Raw genomic sequence first — 18,475 nt, forward strand, 5'->3', positions numbered from 1 at the left:
TACTTAGAATTTCGCGGTTATGAAGTCATTACTGCGGAGAACGGTCGCGAAGCCCTAGAGGTTTTGGAAGACGATATTCCAGATCTGATTATTTGTGATGTTATGATGCCGGAAATGGACGGATACTCCTTGGTGGAGCACGTTCGCAAAGATCCGCGCACCAGTTGGATTCCGGTCTTATTCCTATCTGCTAAGGGACAGAGTCAAGATCGCGTGAAAGGGTTGAACACCGGTGCAGATGTCTACATGGTGAAGCCTTTTGAGCCGGAAGAGCTTGTGGCTCAAGTAGAAGCATCGCTCAAGCATGGGGAGCGCCTAACCAAGCGTAAGGATCGTAGCCCAGATGATGGCCCTAAAATCCATGTGCCTTTTGATGTAGAACTGACGCCAACGGAATTGAAGGTGGTGCAGTATGTAGCACGAGGTATGGCTAACCGGGAAATTGCCGAGGGATTGAGCGTTAGTCAGCGCACCATTGAAAGCCATGTGAGCAATATGCTAGGCAAAACTGGTTTACATAACCGTACCGAACTGGCTCGCTGGGCGATTGAAAACAGCATGGCCTAAGCGATATAATGCAGTCTTAAACGCCTCCCAACCTATAGGCTGAGGGGCGTTTTTGTTGGGATGGTTTTATAGCTCTACAAATTCGTAGACTACTGCGCCGGAGTCGGGATCATTGGCTAAGCCGACATAGCCGGACTTAAACATAGTGCGCAGGGTTTTTTCAGCTTCGTCAAAGGTGCAGCCGGTGGCAATGACGGCTTGGGTGACCGACAGTCGTCCATTGTGGTTATGGGCTGCCTTAGCTAGCTCAACCATCAATTGGTCAGCCGTTCTAGGGCGTGCAGGGGGAATGACTTGGGCAGGGGTGTTAGAACCGTTGAGCGGCACTCCGTAGGGAGACATGCCTAGCCTCGCTCGGATTTCAGCATTATGGGCTTCGACCATGTCGGGAATGTAGAAGAGGTCGATGATTTGCCCAATTCCAAAGAGCCCGAACGTGATCAACCAAACAAAGCCAGACGCATAGCGTTTGTTATAAAAGCGATGGAGACCCGCCAGCCCACATATGGGCCAGACTGCCCAGAGAAGGTAGGCGACGGTTTTGTTGTTCATGCTGCTCATGATCGAAAATTGTGCCATTCAAGGTGGAACATCACGTTATGAGATTTCGACGTTGAAATCTAACGGGTACGAGTACGAACAGAGGAGCAAGCGAACGGCAATAGATGAATGGCGATCGCCTGCGCTGAGTCTATTCTAACGAGCGTCATTTGGGGCCATCTTAATGAAGACATCACTCTTAGCATCCCGAATTCCTAACGCGATCGCTTCCCTATCTAGGTCTGCTCTTTGGCTACGGATGATGATGGTGGGTAGCTTGGTAACGGGGGGAACGTTATGGTCTTTGGCAGCGATCGCCCAACCGATGGATGAGCTTGACAAGACGCGGGATAACCTACCTCTTACCATAGCTCCAGACTCTTCTCCTGAGCTGGAGAATCAGCCGGTTCGTCATCTGTCCCACTTGGAGCTGAAGGAAGGGCGATCGCGCTTAGACCATGGCAATGGGGACTGGCATGGAGATAGCCTGCCGCCACATCCGTCTCCTGGGATCATGGGCATGGATGAGACGATCCAGAGTCTCGACCGTGATCTGGCCCAATCGTCTGATCCGGAAGTACCTGATCCGCTAGAGATGTCCCCAAGTTCCGGTGATGTACTGCCGGTTGAGGTCGAGACGACGCCAGAAGAAGACCGTGCAACGCCAGATGACGCCGATCTCAACCTGAGAGATCCGGAAGCAGCCGATAAGCCTAGAACACCGACTACTTCCGCCAAGCCAGAGGCAGCAGATGAGGAATCTCCCACGGCCCGCCAGCAGCTTTTGATCCATGCCGATCGTCTTTTTCAACAAGGACGCCGGGAAGAAGCGGAGGTGCTGTATCGCCAAGCCAAGGGACAGGGGTTCACTAGGGCGGAAGATCGCGATCGCCCGATGCCCTATCGCGATCCGTCCCAACTGTCTCCGGCGGCCAGTGTCTACTGGCGGGAGGCTCTGGAGGGCCAGGCCAGCAATTTAGAAACCCGCATTTTGGTACCGCTAGAGCTGCTGACGGAAACCGAGCCCGCGTTCATTCCCGGGCATTTGCTCTATGCGGAGATGCTTAGCACCTACGATCGCCAGGCCGATGCCATTTTGGTTCTAGAGCGAGCGGTGAATCTGTATCCCCACGATGCCGAGCTGGCCCAAGCGCGGGTGGCGGCTTTGGTGGCCGATGAACAATGGTTGGAAGCCTCGTTAGCTGCCCGCCAATTTTCTTTGTTCAACCCTGATGCGGAAACGGCAGAGGAGATGGGCATCTTGGCGGATGACTATTTGGGACGATTTCAGTCGCGGCTGCGCAATCGACTGCGGGCCAATGCGATCGCCAATGTAGTAACCGGAGCGATTGGCTATGCCCTGACGGGAGGATTATTTGGGCCATTTTCGGCCGTTGAAACCACGATGTTGATGCTGCGGGGTGAGTCGGCGGTGGGAGATGCGATCGCCAACCGCGCTCTGGATCGGTTAGATATGGTTGAAGACGAAGAGGTCATAGCCTACGTCAATGAGCTTGGCCATGAATTGGCAGAACTGGCAGGGCGAGATGAGTTTGACTATGAGTTTTATGTGGTCAGAGATGAGACCTTGAATGCTTTTGCTCTTCCAGGGGGCAAAATTTTCATCAACGCTGGGGCAATTTTGCAAAGTGAGTCGGAAGCGGAACTGGCAGGGCTGATTGCCCATGAACTGGCTCATGCCGTTTTGTCCCATGGGTTTCAACTCGTGACCCAGGGAAATCTGACGGCGAATCTGCTGCAGGCGGTGCCCTACGGGGGGCTGGGCGCCAATTTACTGGTTTTCAGCTATAGCCGAGATATGGAACGCCAGGCTGACGAGTTTGGCACGCGCCTCCTGGCGAGTTCTGACTATGCCGCTGATGGGTTGCAAAACCTGATGGTAACGCTGCACCAAGAACAAAGCGATCGCCCGGCTGCCCCCGCTTGGCTATCCACCCACCCAGATACCTCCGAGCGTATTAGTACTATGGCCGATCAAATTCAGACCAACGGCTATAACCCCTATCGCTACGAGGGAGTCGAGCGTCATCTACAGATGCAAGCGCGGGTGGCGGCATTGCTGGAGACCCCGCCGGAGCTAGTACCCACCCCTAAAAAGCCTCGGGTAGACTAGGGTCGCTATCGTCCCGTCGCCATGCGGGTGGTGCGATAGGTAACGTTGGCTCCGTCATGGAGCTGTTCTAGCACCAACAGGGGGGTAGGTTTCGCTTTTTGATCCCAGTGGAGGGTGGCAATTTTGCTTTGAATCACGGGCTGCCAGTTGTCTGCTTCTCCCCCCGGACTCATGAACTTAGCGAGACAGTCAATAATCTGGCGAATGGTTTCAGATGTGGGCTGGGTCGGTAACTTGGTCAGCTTAATTTGAATGCGAAACAGGACCCGCGTGACTTTCTTAGGAGAGTTGTGGAGGTTATATTCCACGTCGAAGATCTCATCCACCAACCGTCCACCGCTGGCGATCCCGACAATGCCGCCGCGATCGCTCTGGGTTGGACGCAGGGCTACAGAAATCTTTTCCTTCACCTTGATCTTGATCTGATTCACAATGGCGAATTTGAACTGCTCTTCTTCCATCCGCATGCGCAGATAGTCAAGGTTAAATTCCCGCGAGTGAATCAAATCTGGGTTGCGCTCCATTTTGCTAATGGTTTGGAGGGCGAGCCGTAGTTTTTTCTGAAGCTCACGATTCTTAAACTCTTCAAACCGCTTTTGCTTGGCAAGCTTGTCAATATTTCGTTTGCCGACTACGCCCCCTGCAACCAGCAGCACCAACAACAATCCCGATGAAATCATCCAAGGGGTTGAGTTTTGCAACAACCCGGATGGGGTTGCTTCAGGTGTTTGCGCCAGGCTGGTGCTGACCAAGACGAAGGAGACTGACATGGTGGTTATGCACTGAGGTTTAAATAGGATGTATTCAATAGGTTCCTACCCCAAGAATGCCCGATTATCCGGGTGAAATCATCAATTCATGGGAGTCATTATGCACCCAACCCATGGCGACGCTCAAAATAGCTTGGCTAGCCCTTGATGACCATTCTAGCCCGTTGCTGCCTCTGGCTGATGATCCTGCAACAAGGCGGTTGGTAGGGGAGGATTGTTCCGACCGGACTCTATCTCCGTTAGACTGATGGGCAAGTGGGGTAGGGAACTGTGGCCAGGACGCAAACAACTGACTTCATGAAACGTTTCATCTTGGTTGGGTTGACGATGGGGCGATCGCAACGGTTCCAATTGCCCTCACCCTAGTTCTTTTGCAATAGGAGCATGTTTATGGCTGCAATGCGATGGCGTACTGTGTTGGCGTCGCTTTTGCTGAGTATGGTGCTGTTCACTACGGCCTGCAGTACTCAACCCCCCTCACCCTATGAATCCATTCAGCAGGAAACCACCGGGCGCAATGCCCCGGAGGCTGTTTCCCAAGATGCCCTAGCGGGTAGTAATTTCAACCGTTTCTTTCCTGCCTCAGCCAATGGCTTAGAGGTAGTGCCAGCTCAAGAGAAGCAAGGCTTTGCCGAATATAAGCTCAACCAAGGGGGCACCACGGTGGCCATGCTGTCCATTAACGATACGACGAGCAATCCTGCCTCTGCGCAGAAGTTTGCGGATAGTACGGAGCAAATTGCTGGTTATCCAGCGGTGGATATTGGTTCTCAGCAAACGGCGATTTTGGTGAGCGATCGCTTTCAAGTCAAAGTGCAGTCGCGGGATGATTCCTTCGACCGGAGCGATCGGGTGGCGTGGCTAGAACAGTTTGATCTATCTGGATTAGCGCGCCTAGAGTAGCGGCACAACTTGTTCGATCGTATCCCTTTCTGGAACTCTCAGGAGATTAAGTGTGAGTAAGCCAATTTATGAGCTGGTAGACCAGTTGCCCACCCGTGGCATTACCGTCATGTCCTTACGGGCGCTGGATTTTGTAATTCCCAAGCAGTGGGATAACTTAGTTGGTTTTGACCATACTATTCGCACCGTGACCCGGGAAACCGATCCGGCGTTGGTGAAACAAATTGCTGAGCGAGCGATCGCCCTGTATAACGACAAGTCCCAGGGCTATCAGCGGGCCCTATGGCTCTACCAAACGGTAGACTCAGCCTCTGGAGCCCTAGGTACGGCGGCCTTGGTTAACAAAATTGGTCAAGATATTTCATTCCTAGGGGTGTTGAAAAATCTCACGCCTAAGCCAGAAAAGGCCCAAACTCTAGATCTCTGCGTCAAGCTGGTGGTGGAGTTGGTGGCGTTTTGCCAAATTAACGGCATTCCTGGGGATAGCATTGGCGACTTTTTGAAAGCCTTGGCGGACTATAGCGGTGAATCGCTGATGCGGATGGCAGCCTTAGTCTGTTTTGATGGTTTGGTGCCCCTCGGCCCAAGCTTTGCCGCTAAGGGGTTGCAAACCCTCAAGTCTATGCAGCCGTCAGAGCTTACCCAAAACTCCACCTTTAAAGCTGTAGGATCGATGATTCCAGGAGATAGCCCTAAGGGTCAACTTCATTTCGTCACCGAAAGTATAGAATCGACTAGGGGCTGGATGGAGAAGTTTGTAACCTCGAAAAATCTAACGCCTGATGCGGTGGTTGACAACTTAAGTAAGTTTGTTGATGTGTCGAAGGACAAGTTTGACTACATCGGTGCATTTTTAGATATGTATTCCAAATACTACGAGCATACGGGTATCCAAACGTTGGCCCGCCGTTTGATTGAACGAGCCGTGGCGGAAATCTAACCTATCCGGAGCTTCGAATGCAGGTTCGATAGGATACAGAGAGGTTGTTTAACGACTGCTCTAACACAACGCGATCGCTCCTGATGGGGGGCGATCGCGTTTGTGGTTGAGAGACTTTATCGGGTCAAATTAAACAAGCCTAGCTAAAGTCGCGCAACATCTTTTTAATTTCAATGTTGTGTAATTCTTCTTGACCGATCATGGTGCGAGCAAACTCTTCCAGATAAATGCTGGCATCTTCCACTACGGTTAAAAGCTCCTTATATAAGGACAGAGCTTTTTGTTCATGGTTGAGGCTTTCCTGGAGAATATCGTGAACGGTGTGCTGAAACGTTTCCTCCATGGGGGCAATTTTCAAACTAGGGTGGCCTTCCAGTCCGGTTAGAATTTCACCCACCTGTTGGGCATGGAGCAGAGACTCGGCAGCTTGGGCCTTAAAAAAGTCCACAATGGGGATGCGGTTCGGGCCTGTGACCATCAGGGAATAATGGGTATATCGCACCACGCCGGCAAGTTCGAATTCCATGATGGTATTCAGCAAGGTGGTGGTTTGGTCGGTATTAAGATCTTTCATGCAAACGCTACGCTGAGTCAATCAATAAAGAATGGGCTAGGGGCAAGTCGGAAGACTGCCGAGATCGAAAGCGACTTACATCGCTCGTTGGACATCTGATACCGAATTGTTGGCGGATCGCACGATGTGCTGAGCGAGGAGGCGCGGCACATCTTGAGGTTTAACGTGGCTATACCGCGCTTTGTCAGGCATAAAGACAAGGTGTGGGCCAGCCTTGCATTGTTTCATGCAGCCCACTTCTTTAATGCAGACATGACTGGGAGTGGAACGATCGCCCATGGCTGATTCTATCGCACTACATAGCTGGGTACTACCACGTTTGCGACATCCCGACTTACCGCAAACCAAGATGGTGGCTTGGGCACGATCGCTCTTGCCGGTGCTTCTAGGGGTGGGCGGGGCCGCGGGTAGCGATGAATCTGGCTTGCTTTTAGCCTGCAGAATGAGCTGATCGGCCGTGAGCTTGCTCATGCCATACTTCCCAGGTTTTTGGTAGCCCGACACCTGTACCATGGCACCGGGCAATAGACCGGCCGGCAACTGGGTGCGTAGGGTTTTGTCGAGTTTTACGGGGAGACCGCCGAGGGGATGGCTAAGCCGTAGCCCCTTGATGGTGCCATTGGATTTATAGTCTACGGCGAGGATGGTGCCGGTGTAGTCAAAGGTTTGAGGGATGCGATCGCAGGAAACCACCATAGTTTGATCCAGGATTCTAGATGAGGGTTGACATCAAGTGACATAAGTTCTCAATTGATCAAGGCTTGATAGGGCCGCTGTTACAGGGAATTTAATCTATACGATCAAGCCAAAGCTGTGTGGCCTTTTGGCGAGACTCTTGGAGTAGGAAACTTTTCATAAAAAGCCAGATTTTGGCTGCTTAGTCAGGCACTAACTGGAGCGCCCTGAGAAGAAAGCAACCTTTGAGGCAACGATTTTTATTGTAGCTTATTGAGATCTAGTTGCATTAAATTGAACAGACTTTCTTCAATAAGATTCATGGTTGCCCGAGTTGGTTGCTGTAGGCTTATGGGCAATCTAACCAAAGCAAAGTCCCTGTAAACGTGAGTTTGATAACGTTAGGGCTCCAGAAACTCCTACCCTTTGGGTGATAACCAACAAAGTTCGGGCTGAACGACGAGGCGGATGATTGCTGACAACCTGATGGTATGGACAAGATAGATGACGGGAATCACGGCATCCATCTCACCTCTACGGTATAGACAAGGTGATGACGGGAATTATGAGATACGCCTTGTGCTCCTCGTGATTATTGAAGCCTTAATTCCTGAGGTATGCCTTGTTTTTGTGAATCTTCCTCGTCACACTGGAACTAGAGCTTGAGAGGGTTACGGTTGCTGGGTGCCGCCTGGGTGACTGGTCTAGGGCGGTCTTGGGATAGCCATAACGTTGCTGTCGGTAAATACCTGATGCGAAGGGACTATGCAATCGCCTGATCTCAAAAAACGCCTGTCTATGACTGTCCCGTTTGCCTATGCTTTCTGGAGCAGCCTGTGGATTTTGTTGTCCGATCGCGTTCTACTTGGACTGGGGGCAACGCCGGAGCTATTAGTGCGGGTGAGTATCCTCAAGGGATGGCTATTTACCCTGGTGACCAGCGTGCTGCTCTACCTCTTGATTCGCCGGGGAGAGCGATCGCTGCGGGATAGCTATGCCTTGCTCAGCAGCATCATTGAGGGAACCACAGACGCCATCTTTGTCAAAGACCTCCAAGGCCGTTACGGGTTGATCAACACAAGCGGTGCCCAGCGTTTGGGGAAATCGGCTGCGGAGATTATCGGCACCGATGACCGAGATTATGTGTCTGCAGAAGATGTTATTCAACTGCAGGCTACGGATCGGGCGGTACTCAGTGCCAAAATGCCGCAGCAGCTTGAAGAATCGGTGACAATGCAAGGGCAGAGGCTGACCTATCTAACCACCAAGTATCCCCTTTTTAACGTTCAGGGTGGTGTGGAGGGGGTGATCGGCATTTCGCGGGATATCACCGAGCGGCAGCAGATGAAGCAAGAGCGGGAGGCGCTGCTACAGGAACTGCAAGGGAGGAATCGGGAGCTGGAAGCGCTCAACCTCGTCACAGCTAATGCCATCAGCACGTTGGATCTAGACGCTCTGCTGCATGTTCTTCTCGATCGCTTAGTGACGGTGATGGCGGCTGACCTGGGGCTGATTTTTCTCGTCCAGGATGACGATCTCGTCCTCGCGGCCCACATGGGCGATGCTAGAACCGACCAGTACAGTGACTTTTTGATTAATCGGGAAATTGCTCGCATCATTCGAGCGACGGAGCAACTGCTGGATATTCAAGATTTGCGGCAGGATCCTCGCTTTAGTGCCTATCCTGGCAATCTGCCCCAAACCCGTCATGTGTTGGGGGTGCCCCTGAAGCGGCAAAACCAGTTTGTGGGCGTTCTGCAGGTGGAATGGCATCAATCCCATGCTTCCACGGAGCGGGAGATTCGTTTATTAGAAATCACGGCGGAACGCTGTGCGATGGCGTTGATCAATGCTCAGTTGTTTGAACATACTCAGCAGCTACAGCAGCGTCTCCAGCTTCAGTTTGACCGCAGTCCCATTGCTTGCATCATCTGCGATCGCCAGGGCCGAGTCGTGGACTGGAATCCCGCCGCGATCGCTACCTTTGGCTACACTAAGGCTGATATGGTGGGCAAGGCGCTGGATCGGGTGGATGCGGGGGCGGTGGATGGGGAGATAGTGGAGAGCGATCGCTCCCTAGCTACCCAGATCTTGCGCCTGGATGGTGAAACCTCTAGGCCAATGTTGCGGGAAGCCCAAACCCAAGACGGGCGCACCATTTTCTGCGAATGGCATCATACGCCGCTGCGGCAGGCAAATGGTGAAGTGATTGGCTTCCTAGCCATGGTGCAGGATGTGACGGCACGGCTGCAAACTGAGGAACAACTGCGCCACTATGCCTTTTATGATTCCTTGACTCAACTTCCTCAGCGGCGGTTGTTGCAGCAGCGCATTCAAGTGTTGCTGGATGAGAGTACGGCAACTCAGCCCAAGTCGTTTGCTATTTTTCACCTCGATCTCGTGCGTTTTAAGGTGCTGAAATATAGCCTGGGGCATCAGTTGGCCGAGCAGTTGCTGATGGCGATCGCCACTCGATTGCAGACAAGTCTACCGCCCCAAGGACTTCTCTCTCGGGTGGGCACTGATGAATTCGCCATTCTCCATGAAGCGATCGCCTCGCTCCATGATGCTGTGCACTTTGCCGAGCAACTGCAGCGCGACTTTAGCCTGCCTTTTAGCCTCGGCACCCATACGGTTTTTGTGCAGATTACCCTAGGCTTTGTGCTCAGTTGCGATTGTGACGGTGATTCAGAAGCACTGCTGCAGGCGGCCGATATTGCCATGCACCATGCCCGTATGAAAAGTATGGCCGGAGGCTATGCCGCGTTTGACCTAGGAATGCGCGCCCAGGCTCTCGATCGCCTCCGGTTAGACAGCGAAATGCACCGCGCTCTCGATCGTCAAGACTTTCAGCTCTACTACCAGCCGATTATCCAGATGGAATCCGGGCAGTTGATTGGCTTTGAAGCTCTCCTGCGCTGGCGACATCATCAAGAATGGATCTCGCCAACCGATTTTATTCCGTTGGCAGAAGAAACGGGGTTCATTGTGCCCCTGGGTATCTGGGTGCTGCGGCAGGCCTGCACCCAACTCCAAGCTTGGCACCGGCAATTTCCCGATCGCCCCCTCTTAGCCATCTCGGTGAATGTATCGGTGACGCAGCTTGTGCAGCCCAATTTCCTAGCTACGGTGGATCAAGTGCTGGAGGAAACGGGGCTACCTGCCATCTGCCTGAAGCTGGAGGTGACGGAAACGGCGGTGATGGAAAATGCAGCCCAGGTGAGTACGGTGCTAGAGCAGTTGAAAGCGCGCCACATTCGTCTATGTATCGATGATTTTGGCACAGGCTACTCATCCCTGAGCTACTTGCGCACCTTCCCTTTCGATACCCTCAAAGTCGATCGCTCTTTTGTCATCAGCCTAGAACAGGATCCCAAAAGCCTAGAACTGATTCGCATGATCCGCCTCCTGGCCCGCAGTCTTCATATGGACATGGTGGCAGAGGGCGTAGAAACTCAGGAACAGCTTCAGCAACTCCAGTCTCTTGGGTGTGAGGCCGCTCAAGGCTATTTGATCTCCCGTCCTATTCCTAGTTACCAAGCAGAACAAGCGATCGCCCTTGGAGAATGGCCTTGGCCTACACCCCTTTGACAGAGCGAAGCAGATCTCCGACTTCTTTAAGAAGTCGGAGATCTGGAAGAAGTCGGAGATCTGGGGAGTTAGTTCCTAAGCACCGATCGCTTCCTTGGCAGCATAGAGGACCTCAGCGGTAATTTCGGAGATATTGCGATCGCGGGCAAATTTCTCCGTATTGCGTTTTACCTTACCGCGCACAAAGCCAGGGATACGGTTGAGTTCTGTCAAGCCATCCTTGCTCCAGCCCAGATCGGTATCGGCGGTCATGCCCTTGGTGATCACGTCCTTGGTGTCGTGGCCGCCGAAAATTTCCAGCAGGTGATCTTCCATGCCCAAGGTGAAGGAATTGTAGACTAAGTCGGCGATTTGGTTGGTGCCTTCATAACCCACGAAGGGCTTATAGCCAATGGGGAAGTTTTGGATGTGGATCGGTGCAGCAATGACACCGCAGGGAATATTCAAGCGCTTGCCCACATGCCGTTCCATTTGGGTGCCGAAGATGGCGGAGGGTTCAATGCGGGCGATCGCATCCCCGATGGCGGCATGGTCATCGCTCACCAAGACCTCATCGCAGTAGTCGCTCACCTGCTCCCGGAACCAGTCTTCATCATATTTACAGTAGGTTCCTGCCATCACCACATGGATGCCCATTTCCCGCGCCAAAATCTTAGTCATCGCCGCCGCGTGGGTATTATCGCCAAATACCACGGCCTTCTTACCCGTCAGGTTTTGGCAATCGATGGAGCGGGAAAACCAAGCGGCTTGAGAAACGTTCAGGGTTTGGTGGTTAATAAAATCTTCGTAGTCAACGGCAGCACCTTGGTCGTTTAAGATGCGCTGGATGGCGCGAATGCAGCGAGCTGTTTCCACCACGCCCATGGGCACAATATCGACCACCGGCATGGCAAACTCTTGCTTCAGGTAGTCGGCCGTCATGGTGCCCAGTTCGCGATAGGGCACGAGGTTAAACCAAGCGCGAGACAGATTTTTGAGCTGATGCACCGATGCACCATCGGGAATCACCGCGTTGACTTCAATGCCTAGATCCGCCATCAGCCGTTTCAGTTCGGTGCAGTCGTGCTGATTATGGAAGCCGAGGGTGGAGGTGCCAATGATATTGACAGAGGGATTGGCGGTTTTATCCGTGGGCAGTTCGTCGCGCTTACGGGCCTTTTCGGTGTAAAACTGCACGATTTGCTGAAGGGTGCGATCGCCTGCCTGCAGTTCGTTGACGCGATAGTGGTTGACATCCGCCAACATGACATCACCCTTGGACTCCATCTGGGCCCGATCCACAAAGTTTTGCAGATCTTCTTGCAGGATGCTGGAGGTGCAGGTGGGGGTCAGCACGATCAGGTCAGGATGTTCTTCCTGATCCTTGCGGGTGATATTGTCTACCACTTTTTCCTGAGACCCTCGGGCCAACACATGGCGATCGACCACGCTGGTGGTCACGGGGGTGAAGTTGCGCTCCCGTTCTAGCATGGATCGCATGACGTTGAAATAGTCATCGCCGATGGGGGCGTGCATGATGGCATGGACGTTCTTGAAGGACGTCGCAACCCGCAGGGTGCCAATGTGGGCGGGCCCAGCATACATCCAGTAAGCCAATTTCATATCGCGAGATCTCCTATGGGGTCATCAACGCAACCATCGAGGCTAACGAGGTTGATGCGTTGAATCCTGCTCTAGATTGTCTCAGAGAGATCCGAGATAGGTGTTGATTTAGTAATGTATCGTTGGATGACGCAAAACTTAGTAACAGATCGCTCGCCCCGATTGCTGCCCGTCTTGATCATTCCTGTTGCTCCAATCCGCTGCTGCGGACGATGGCGCAATCGTCAGCGCGGGCTTCTCCTCCTAATCAGTGGTGCGCTACCATCAGCTACGCTTAGCTGTTTGTAGATACCTGTCGATGAAGGCTTGCCAGGTGGCATTGGGTTGCCAGATGCGCCGTAAGTCGGCCTGGGCGATCGCTTCATCGGTGCCTTGGCGTAGCCGGCGATAGAGGTACATGAAGGCTGACACGCGCATATTGGCGGCGCAGTGGACGAAGATTCGCTGGTCTTGGTACTGGTCGAGGGCGGCAAAAAAGCGATCGCAGTCTTCTGGGGTAGGCTGTTCCCATGTCACGGGAATGGCGATATACTCCATGCCCAATTGGTGTACCAACCCCGCCTCATCGGGCAGGGCTCCGTCAGAGGTGGGCAACGCTAGATTGATCACCACGTGATAGCCGGCTTGCTGAATGGCCGTCAACTGCTCAGCCGTGGGCTGGCCAGCGGTGGCGATCGCCTCTGAAATCGCTAGAAATTGATAAATTTGCTGCAAAGTCTGGGGCACAACGTTGTCCTTAAAACAGGTAGGGTGGTAGCTCAACCTACCCCTCTCTGATTCGCCTGTGGCTACAGATGCTCTGACGTATTGGGTAGCGATCGCCCAATGAGGGCAAACTAATCTGCCGCCTAAGGTTGTATCGTGCAGATCCTGGACGATGTCCTAGCTGTAGGACAGCTTGAGCAGCTAGGGAGAAGGCGTCAAGTAAGCGATCGCTCCTCCCCAGCTGGGACGTAGACCTTAGCGATCGCGCTCTTACTTGGGCGCTACTTTTTCCTTGAACAGCTTGCCTGCAGAGAAAGCCGGAACGGTGGTTGCCGGAATCTCCATAGCTTCACCCGTCTTAGGATTCCGACCTTCCCGAGCTTTGCGTTCGCGTGGTTCAAATGAGCCAAAGCCCACGAGGGTCACTTTTTGTCCAGCAGAGACGGCATCCATGATTGATTCAATGGCTGCGGTTAGCACTGCATCAGCTTGTTTCTTGGTCACATTCGCCTTTTCAGCGACTGCGTCTACTAGTTCACCTTTGTTCATATGAAATCTCCTTAGATCTATCTCAACACGTGTTCAAAGCCGTGATTGGGTATTCCGAGTCGTTGGTTGACAACGGAGTTTCAGTCTCGCTGGTAAAAACGGCTGAAACTCCCACAGACTCGAAATTTTACTGACCTATTCTAAGGGTTAGTTCAAAGTTATGGAACGGCAAAACCTTTAATTTATGTAGATCAGGGGGTTTTTTCGCCATTTTGGGGTCAATTAGCCGCCAATCTGCGCCAAAGACAGGACATTTGTTCCAGTTTTGTTGCAGAGTGTTAAGGAATGGGCAGATATTCTAGGGCAGATCTCTCGCAATACCAGACGGTTGACTCGTCCAACTGACTCGGAAAATGGGAAGATTTGCATGGGATATCTCGATGGTCGATCGCTTCCTCGGTTGTCAAGGAAGGATCGGGGTGACGATGATCGAGGTTGTTTCCATGAGGTGTTAGTTCATCATCGGTAGGGAAAACGAGGCGATCGCCATGGCTCAGACAATCAGCGATATCACGGTTACAACAATGGACGGGCAGGACAAATCCCTCGGTGAATACCAGGGGCAGGTGCTGTTAATTGTCAACGTAGCGTCCTACTGTGGCTACACATCCCAGTATGGCGGCTTGGAAAAGCTCCACCAAACCTATGGCCCGCAAGGGCTACGGGTCTTGGGTTTCCCCTGTAATGACTATGGCGCTCAGGAGCCGGGCAGCAATGAACAAATTAAAACCTTTTGCAGCACCAGCTACGGCGTCAGCTTTGAACTATTTGATAAGGTTCACGCCAAGGGCCCACAGCAGCATCCCCTCTATACTCGGCTGACTCAGGTGGAACCCGTGGGCGAGGTGGGCTGGAACTTTGAGAAATTTTTGGTGAACAAGCAGGGTGAGGTGGTTGGCCGCTACCGCAGCAGCGTCACCCCCGATAACCCGCAACTGGTGCGAGCCATTGAACAGGAACTGGCAGCCTAGGAGCCCCAGCCTGGGTCAATTCCTGTGCCATTTCACTGGTGGACGGACAACCCTCGAAGACCCTCACCCCAAACCCCTCTACCGACCTGGGAGAGGGGCTTTGAAGGCACCCGAACCTTTCTTGTTCTCCCCAATCAGGCCATTCCGTCCTGTAACTATCGTGGGTGGTGATCGCTTGTTGTTGAGAAGCGATCACCACCCGAGTTCCATTACAACCCATGACGACTCTCTGACCCTAACTGGTCTGCTCTCTAGCCCCGGCTTACTATAGGAACGATGGGGGAGAGTTGTTTCAGCGAGCTGAATGACTATGCTGCTTGTGTATTGGATATGCTGCCTTGTGGGCGGCCTGTTTGTGGTTCTGGCTACCGTGGGCGGTCTGGATGGCGCAGATTTTGACTCGGAATTTGAGGTGGATGTAGGGGGTGAGCGTCGAGAGGAGGAGGAGCGATCGCCCCTGCGTCAGCGTCGTGGCCTGTGGCTACCTATCTTTAGCCTACGTTTTTGGACCTTCGGCACCTGCTTCTTTGGGCTGTCGGGGATTCTGCTCTCTGCGACGGAGATGGCTGGGGCGACGGTGGTGCTCACCTCTGTCGGGATGGGGTTGATCTGTGGCAGTATAGTGGCGATCGCCCTGCGACAACTGGGTCGCCGCCGCATTGATAGTTTAGTACGTTCTACCGACTATGTCGGTCTTTCAGGAACGGTGGAAATTCCCTTTGATGCTAATAGTCGAGGAAAGATTCAGCTTCAGATTCGAGGAACGACGTTAGGCGTTATGGCGCTGACGGATGATCCCAACGGATTTCAGGTGGGCGATACGGTGTTCATTGTCAGTATGAGCAAGAATCGCGTTTGGGTGGTCTCTCAACAGGATGCGATCGGGCAACTGCCGGATAGTGCACCACCCGATCGCCCCTAGGTGTGAGGTGCAAGCTAGCTATAGGCGCTATTCCTGGCTGACTAACGAAACTGAAGCCCCTCCCCCGCCCCCTCTCCTCTCTAGTTTCCTCTCCCCATGGAGAGGGCTAGGGTGAGGGTTTTCGAGAATCTAGCTCGCCATCCAATCAAGGTCTACTCTGGTACCTTTCGGAATCTGTAGCGGTTTTTCAAGCCCCTTCATCCTCAATGGTGGTTATGACTAATTTTCAGCTTTATTCCATGACGGGCTTCCCGCCAGTCCAAGCTAACTATGTGGCCCAGGTTCCCGGTAGCGCTCCGGCCCCTGCGCGCCGCAATGATGATCAGCTGAGTACCGCGTTGCCCATCGCCTTTTCACTGTTTTTTGTGGTGTTGGTGATTTGGTTTCTCAACAACTTTTTGAAAATTTGCAATCCCAATGAAATCCTCATTCTGTCTGGGCGAAAACACCGCACAGAGGAAGGACAAGACCAGGGCTACCGGGTGATTTTTGGTGGGCGGGTGATTGCTATCCCCATTCTGGAAACGGTGAAGCGCATGGATATGACCACCATTCCGGTGGTGGTGGAAGTGCGCAATGCCTATTCTAAAGGGGGAACGCCACTGCATATTCAAGCGATCGCCAATGTGAAAATCTCCAGCAACCGTCAGCTTGTAGGCAATGCGATCGAACGATTCCTCGATCGCGATCGCTCCGAGATCACCCGCGTGGCTCGCGAAACCCTAGAGGGAAATTTGCGGGGAGTGGTGGCGCTGCTCACGCCGGAGCAAATCAACGAAGACCGGTTGGAATTTGCCGAGCGCATGACCAGTGATGTGGCGAAAGACCTCTCTAAGCTGGGCTTGCACATTGACACCTTGAAAATCCAAAGCGTGGCGGATGATGTGGACTACCTCAGTTCCATTGGGCGGCGGCGCATTGCTCAGATTGTGCGCGATGCGGAGATGGCAGAGTCGGATGCTGTGGCCGAAGCCGAAAGCATTGAAGCTGGCTGTGAACAGCAGGCCGAGGTGGCGGAACGGCAGGCCATGGCGATCATCCAATCCAAGCAAAATGAGCTGCGCACTATCAAGGCGGAGCTAGAGCAACAGGCGAAGTCGGAGGAAGAACGGACGGAGGCGGCAGGACGGGAAGCCCGGGCCCGGGCTGAACAACTGCTGCAAACCGTGCGGGCGGAGTTAGAACGTCTGCGCCTAGAAGCCGATGAAGTATTGCCTGCTGAGGCCGATCGCCAAGCTAAGGAGCTAACGGCCCGAGGTGATGCAGCTCCCTTGGCAGAAAATGCAAAAGCCTCTGCCCAAGTCAACAATCTGCTCAATCAGGTGTGGATGGATACGGGGGCTAATGCTTCTGAGGTGTTCTTGATTCAGCAAATTGAGATGGTGTTGAAGGAAGCGGCCCAAATTCCCCAGCGGGTGGAACTGCACAACATCAACGTGATTGACAATGGCGACGGGAAAGCGATCGCCAGCTTGGTGAACGCCTATCCAGAAATGGTGCGTCAGTTCCTAGAACGGGTGGATCAAACCCTAGGCTTAAATGTCACCAGCACCCTCAACCGTCAGCGCCCCCAAGCGCAGCTTGCTAACCCCTCGACCCCCTCGATACAGGAGTCCTCCCAATGACCGCTATTATTGTCACCATCCTAGGACTGTTGGGCTTAGGTACTGGAGCCACGGTCTTTATCATTCGCAATCTCTACTATGTGTGCCAACCCAGTGAAGTGCTGATTTTTGCGGGCAGTTCGCGCACGGTGAGCGATGGTCGCCGCATTGGCTATCGCTTGGTGAAGGGGGGCAGCAGTCTGCGAACGCCTTTAGTAGAACGGGCTCTGCGCATGGATCTCAGCAACATGATCATCGAGCTACGGGTCTCCAATGCCTATTCCAAGGGCGGCATTCCCCTAACGGTGGAAGGGGTGGCCAACATTAAGGTGGCGGGGGAAGAGCCCACCATCCACAACGCCATCGAGCGTCTGCTGGGCAAGAGCCGTAAGGAAATTGAATCCATTGCCAAGGAAACCCTAGAGGGCAACCTGCGTGGTGTTTTAGCTAGCCTCACCCCTGAGCAGGTGAATGAAGATAAGATGGCGTTTGCCAAGAGCTTGCTTGATGAGGCGGAGGACGACTTGGAGCAAATGGGATTGGTGTTGGATACGCTGCAAATTCAGAATATTTCTGATGAGGTGCGCTATCTAGATTCCATTGGCCGTAAGCAAAGTGCGGATTTGCTGCGAGATGCCCGGATCGCTGAAGCCCAAGCTCGGGCCGAATCGGCAATCACCTCGGTCAACAACGCTAAGCGCACGGCCCTGAAGCGCTTGGATCGCGATATTGCCATTTCCCAGGCTGATGCCGAGCGCCGTATGCAAGACGCCAAAACTCGTCGTCAAGCGTTGATTGCCGAAGCCGAAGCCGCGATCGCTTCTGAGGTGGCCCGTACCCAGGCAGAACTGCCGGTGCAGCAAGAGCGCATCAAGCAGGTGCTTCAGCAGCTTCAGGCGGATGTAGTCGCTCCAGCGGAGGCGGAATGCAAACGAGCGATCGCCCGTGCTCAGGGGAATGCCGCTAGCATCATCGAAGATGGCAAGGCCCAAGCCGAAGGGACGCGCCAACTGGCAGAATCCTGGAAAATGGCTGGCCCCAACGCGCGGGAAATCTTCCTGCTGCAAAAGCTAGAGATCTTGCTGAAAACCATGAGCGCCACGGTGCCGCCGCTGTCGGTGCAAAATGTCACGGTGATTGATGCCTCCCAAGGGGGGACGGTGCCACAGTTGGCATCCTTGAATGAACAACTGCGTGCTTCCACTGGCATTGACTTGGCTCAAACCGTGCGCAATCTCACCCGGTCGGATGAGCAACCACCCTCTGCATAGCTAGGCGCTTACGCGGTTGTGTAGCGAGCCTGTGTATACAATCTGAGATTGTCGATCCCTAGCCCCTCGCGGGACTAGGGATTTTTGTTTTTCTTAATATTTCTACTCAATCAGAGGTGGGTCTAGATGGGGCATGAATTCGGCTGGATTTCAGCCC

The 18,475-nt window shown here is 53.3% G+C and carries 16 protein-coding genes; 9 read left to right on the forward strand and 7 right to left on the reverse strand.

Annotation, left to right across the window (positions count from 1 at the left end; genetic code table 11):
- Positions 1-567: response regulator transcription factor (locus V6D20_00205; GenBank protein HEY9814219.1), on the forward strand; the 567-nt coding region annotated here is incomplete at its 5' end.
- A 66-nt stretch (positions 568-633) separates the two neighbouring features.
- On the opposite strand, the gene V6D20_00210 is transcribed toward V6D20_00205, so the two are convergent.
- The gene (locus tag V6D20_00210; protein ID HEY9814220.1) at positions 634-1,146 is read right to left on the reverse strand and encodes a TM2 domain-containing protein; all 513 of its coding nucleotides are present in this window, start codon (positions 1,144-1,146) and stop codon (positions 634-636) included.
- 145 nt (positions 1,147-1,291) lie between these two features.
- Here V6D20_00210 and V6D20_00215 point away from each other — a divergent pair, with 145 nt between their 5' ends.
- On the forward strand, positions 1,292-3,241 hold the full coding sequence (locus V6D20_00215; protein HEY9814221.1) for a M48 family metallopeptidase: 1,950 nt from the start codon (positions 1,292-1,294) through the stop codon (positions 3,239-3,241).
- A 5-nt stretch (positions 3,242-3,246) separates the two neighbouring features.
- Here V6D20_00215 and V6D20_00220 read toward each other — a convergent pair whose 3' ends face one another.
- Positions 3,247-4,011 carry a hypothetical protein gene (locus V6D20_00220; protein HEY9814222.1) on the reverse strand — a complete coding sequence of 255 codons (765 nt, stop codon included), beginning with the start codon at positions 4,009-4,011 and terminating at the stop codon, positions 3,247-3,249.
- Between the two features lie 390 nt (positions 4,012-4,401).
- Between V6D20_00220 and V6D20_00225 the strand changes: the two genes are divergently transcribed.
- Both V6D20_00225 and V6D20_00230 read left to right on the forward strand, forming a co-directional pair.
- Positions 4,402-4,914: a hypothetical protein gene (locus V6D20_00225; GenBank protein ID HEY9814223.1), complete on the forward strand. Its 513-nt coding sequence runs from the start codon at positions 4,402-4,404 to the stop codon at positions 4,912-4,914.
- Positions 4,915-4,966: 52 nt separating this feature from the next.
- The gene (locus tag V6D20_00230; protein ID HEY9814224.1) at positions 4,967-5,854 is read left to right on the forward strand and encodes a hypothetical protein; all 888 of its coding nucleotides are present in this window, start codon (positions 4,967-4,969) and stop codon (positions 5,852-5,854) included.
- A 139-nt stretch (positions 5,855-5,993) separates the two neighbouring features.
- On the opposite strand, the gene V6D20_00235 is transcribed toward V6D20_00230, so the two are convergent.
- Together V6D20_00235 and V6D20_00240 are read right to left on the reverse strand one after the other, a co-directional pair.
- Positions 5,994-6,428: a ferritin-like domain-containing protein gene (locus V6D20_00235; protein ID HEY9814225.1), complete on the reverse strand. Its 435-nt coding sequence runs from the start codon at positions 6,426-6,428 to the stop codon at positions 5,994-5,996.
- A gap of 75 nt (positions 6,429-6,503) precedes the next feature.
- Positions 6,504-7,124 carry a (2Fe-2S) ferredoxin domain-containing protein gene (locus tag V6D20_00240; protein HEY9814226.1) on the reverse strand — a complete coding sequence of 207 codons (621 nt, stop codon included), beginning with the start codon at positions 7,122-7,124 and terminating at the stop codon, positions 6,504-6,506.
- Positions 7,125-7,901: 777 nt separating this feature from the next.
- Here V6D20_00240 and V6D20_00245 point away from each other — a divergent pair.
- Positions 7,902-10,694, forward strand: coding sequence for an EAL domain-containing protein (locus tag V6D20_00245; protein HEY9814227.1), 2,793 nt, complete (start codon positions 7,902-7,904; stop codon positions 10,692-10,694).
- 75 nt (positions 10,695-10,769) lie between these two features.
- Here the strand turns inward: V6D20_00245 and bchB are convergent, their stop codons facing one another.
- The 3 genes from bchB to V6D20_00260 all read right to left on the reverse strand — a co-directional run bounded on the left by bchB (position 10,770) and on the right by V6D20_00260 (position 13,550).
- Entirely contained in the window at positions 10,770-12,296 is a 1,527-nt protein-coding gene (gene bchB, locus V6D20_00250) for a ferredoxin:protochlorophyllide reductase (ATP-dependent) subunit B (GenBank protein HEY9814228.1), read from the reverse strand.
- A 264-nt stretch (positions 12,297-12,560) separates the two neighbouring features.
- A complete protein-coding gene (locus V6D20_00255) occupies positions 12,561-13,022 on the reverse strand; it encodes a protein tyrosine phosphatase family protein (GenBank protein HEY9814229.1) in 462 nt (153 codons plus the stop codon).
- Positions 13,023-13,271: 249 nt separating this feature from the next.
- The gene (locus V6D20_00260; protein HEY9814230.1) at positions 13,272-13,550 is read right to left on the reverse strand and encodes an HU family DNA-binding protein; all 279 of its coding nucleotides are present in this window, start codon (positions 13,548-13,550) and stop codon (positions 13,272-13,274) included.
- Positions 13,551-14,038: 488 nt separating this feature from the next.
- Here V6D20_00260 and V6D20_00265 point away from each other — a divergent pair, with 488 nt between their 5' ends.
- From V6D20_00265 to V6D20_00280, 4 genes are all read left to right on the forward strand, one after another.
- On the forward strand, positions 14,039-14,521 hold the full coding sequence (locus tag V6D20_00265) for a glutathione peroxidase (GenBank protein HEY9814231.1): 483 nt from the start codon (positions 14,039-14,041) through the stop codon (positions 14,519-14,521).
- A 310-nt stretch (positions 14,522-14,831) separates the two neighbouring features.
- Positions 14,832-15,443, forward strand: a complete 612-nt coding sequence (locus V6D20_00270; protein ID HEY9814232.1) for a hypothetical protein — start codon at positions 14,832-14,834, stop codon at positions 15,441-15,443.
- A 215-nt stretch (positions 15,444-15,658) separates the two neighbouring features.
- Complete coding sequence (locus V6D20_00275) at positions 15,659-17,068, forward strand: SPFH domain-containing protein (protein HEY9814233.1); 1,410 nt, start codon at positions 15,659-15,661, stop codon at positions 17,066-17,068.
- Positions 17,065-18,318 carry an SPFH domain-containing protein gene (locus V6D20_00280; GenBank protein ID HEY9814234.1) on the forward strand — a complete coding sequence of 418 codons (1,254 nt, stop codon included), beginning with the start codon at positions 17,065-17,067 and terminating at the stop codon, positions 18,316-18,318. The genes V6D20_00275 and V6D20_00280 overlap by 4 nt, the downstream gene beginning before the upstream one ends.
- Positions 18,319-18,475 lie beyond the last annotated feature (157 nt).

This window comes from Candidatus Obscuribacterales bacterium (assembly GCA_036703605.1).
Classification (GTDB): Bacteria; Cyanobacteriota; Cyanobacteriia; order RECH01; family RECH01; genus RECH01.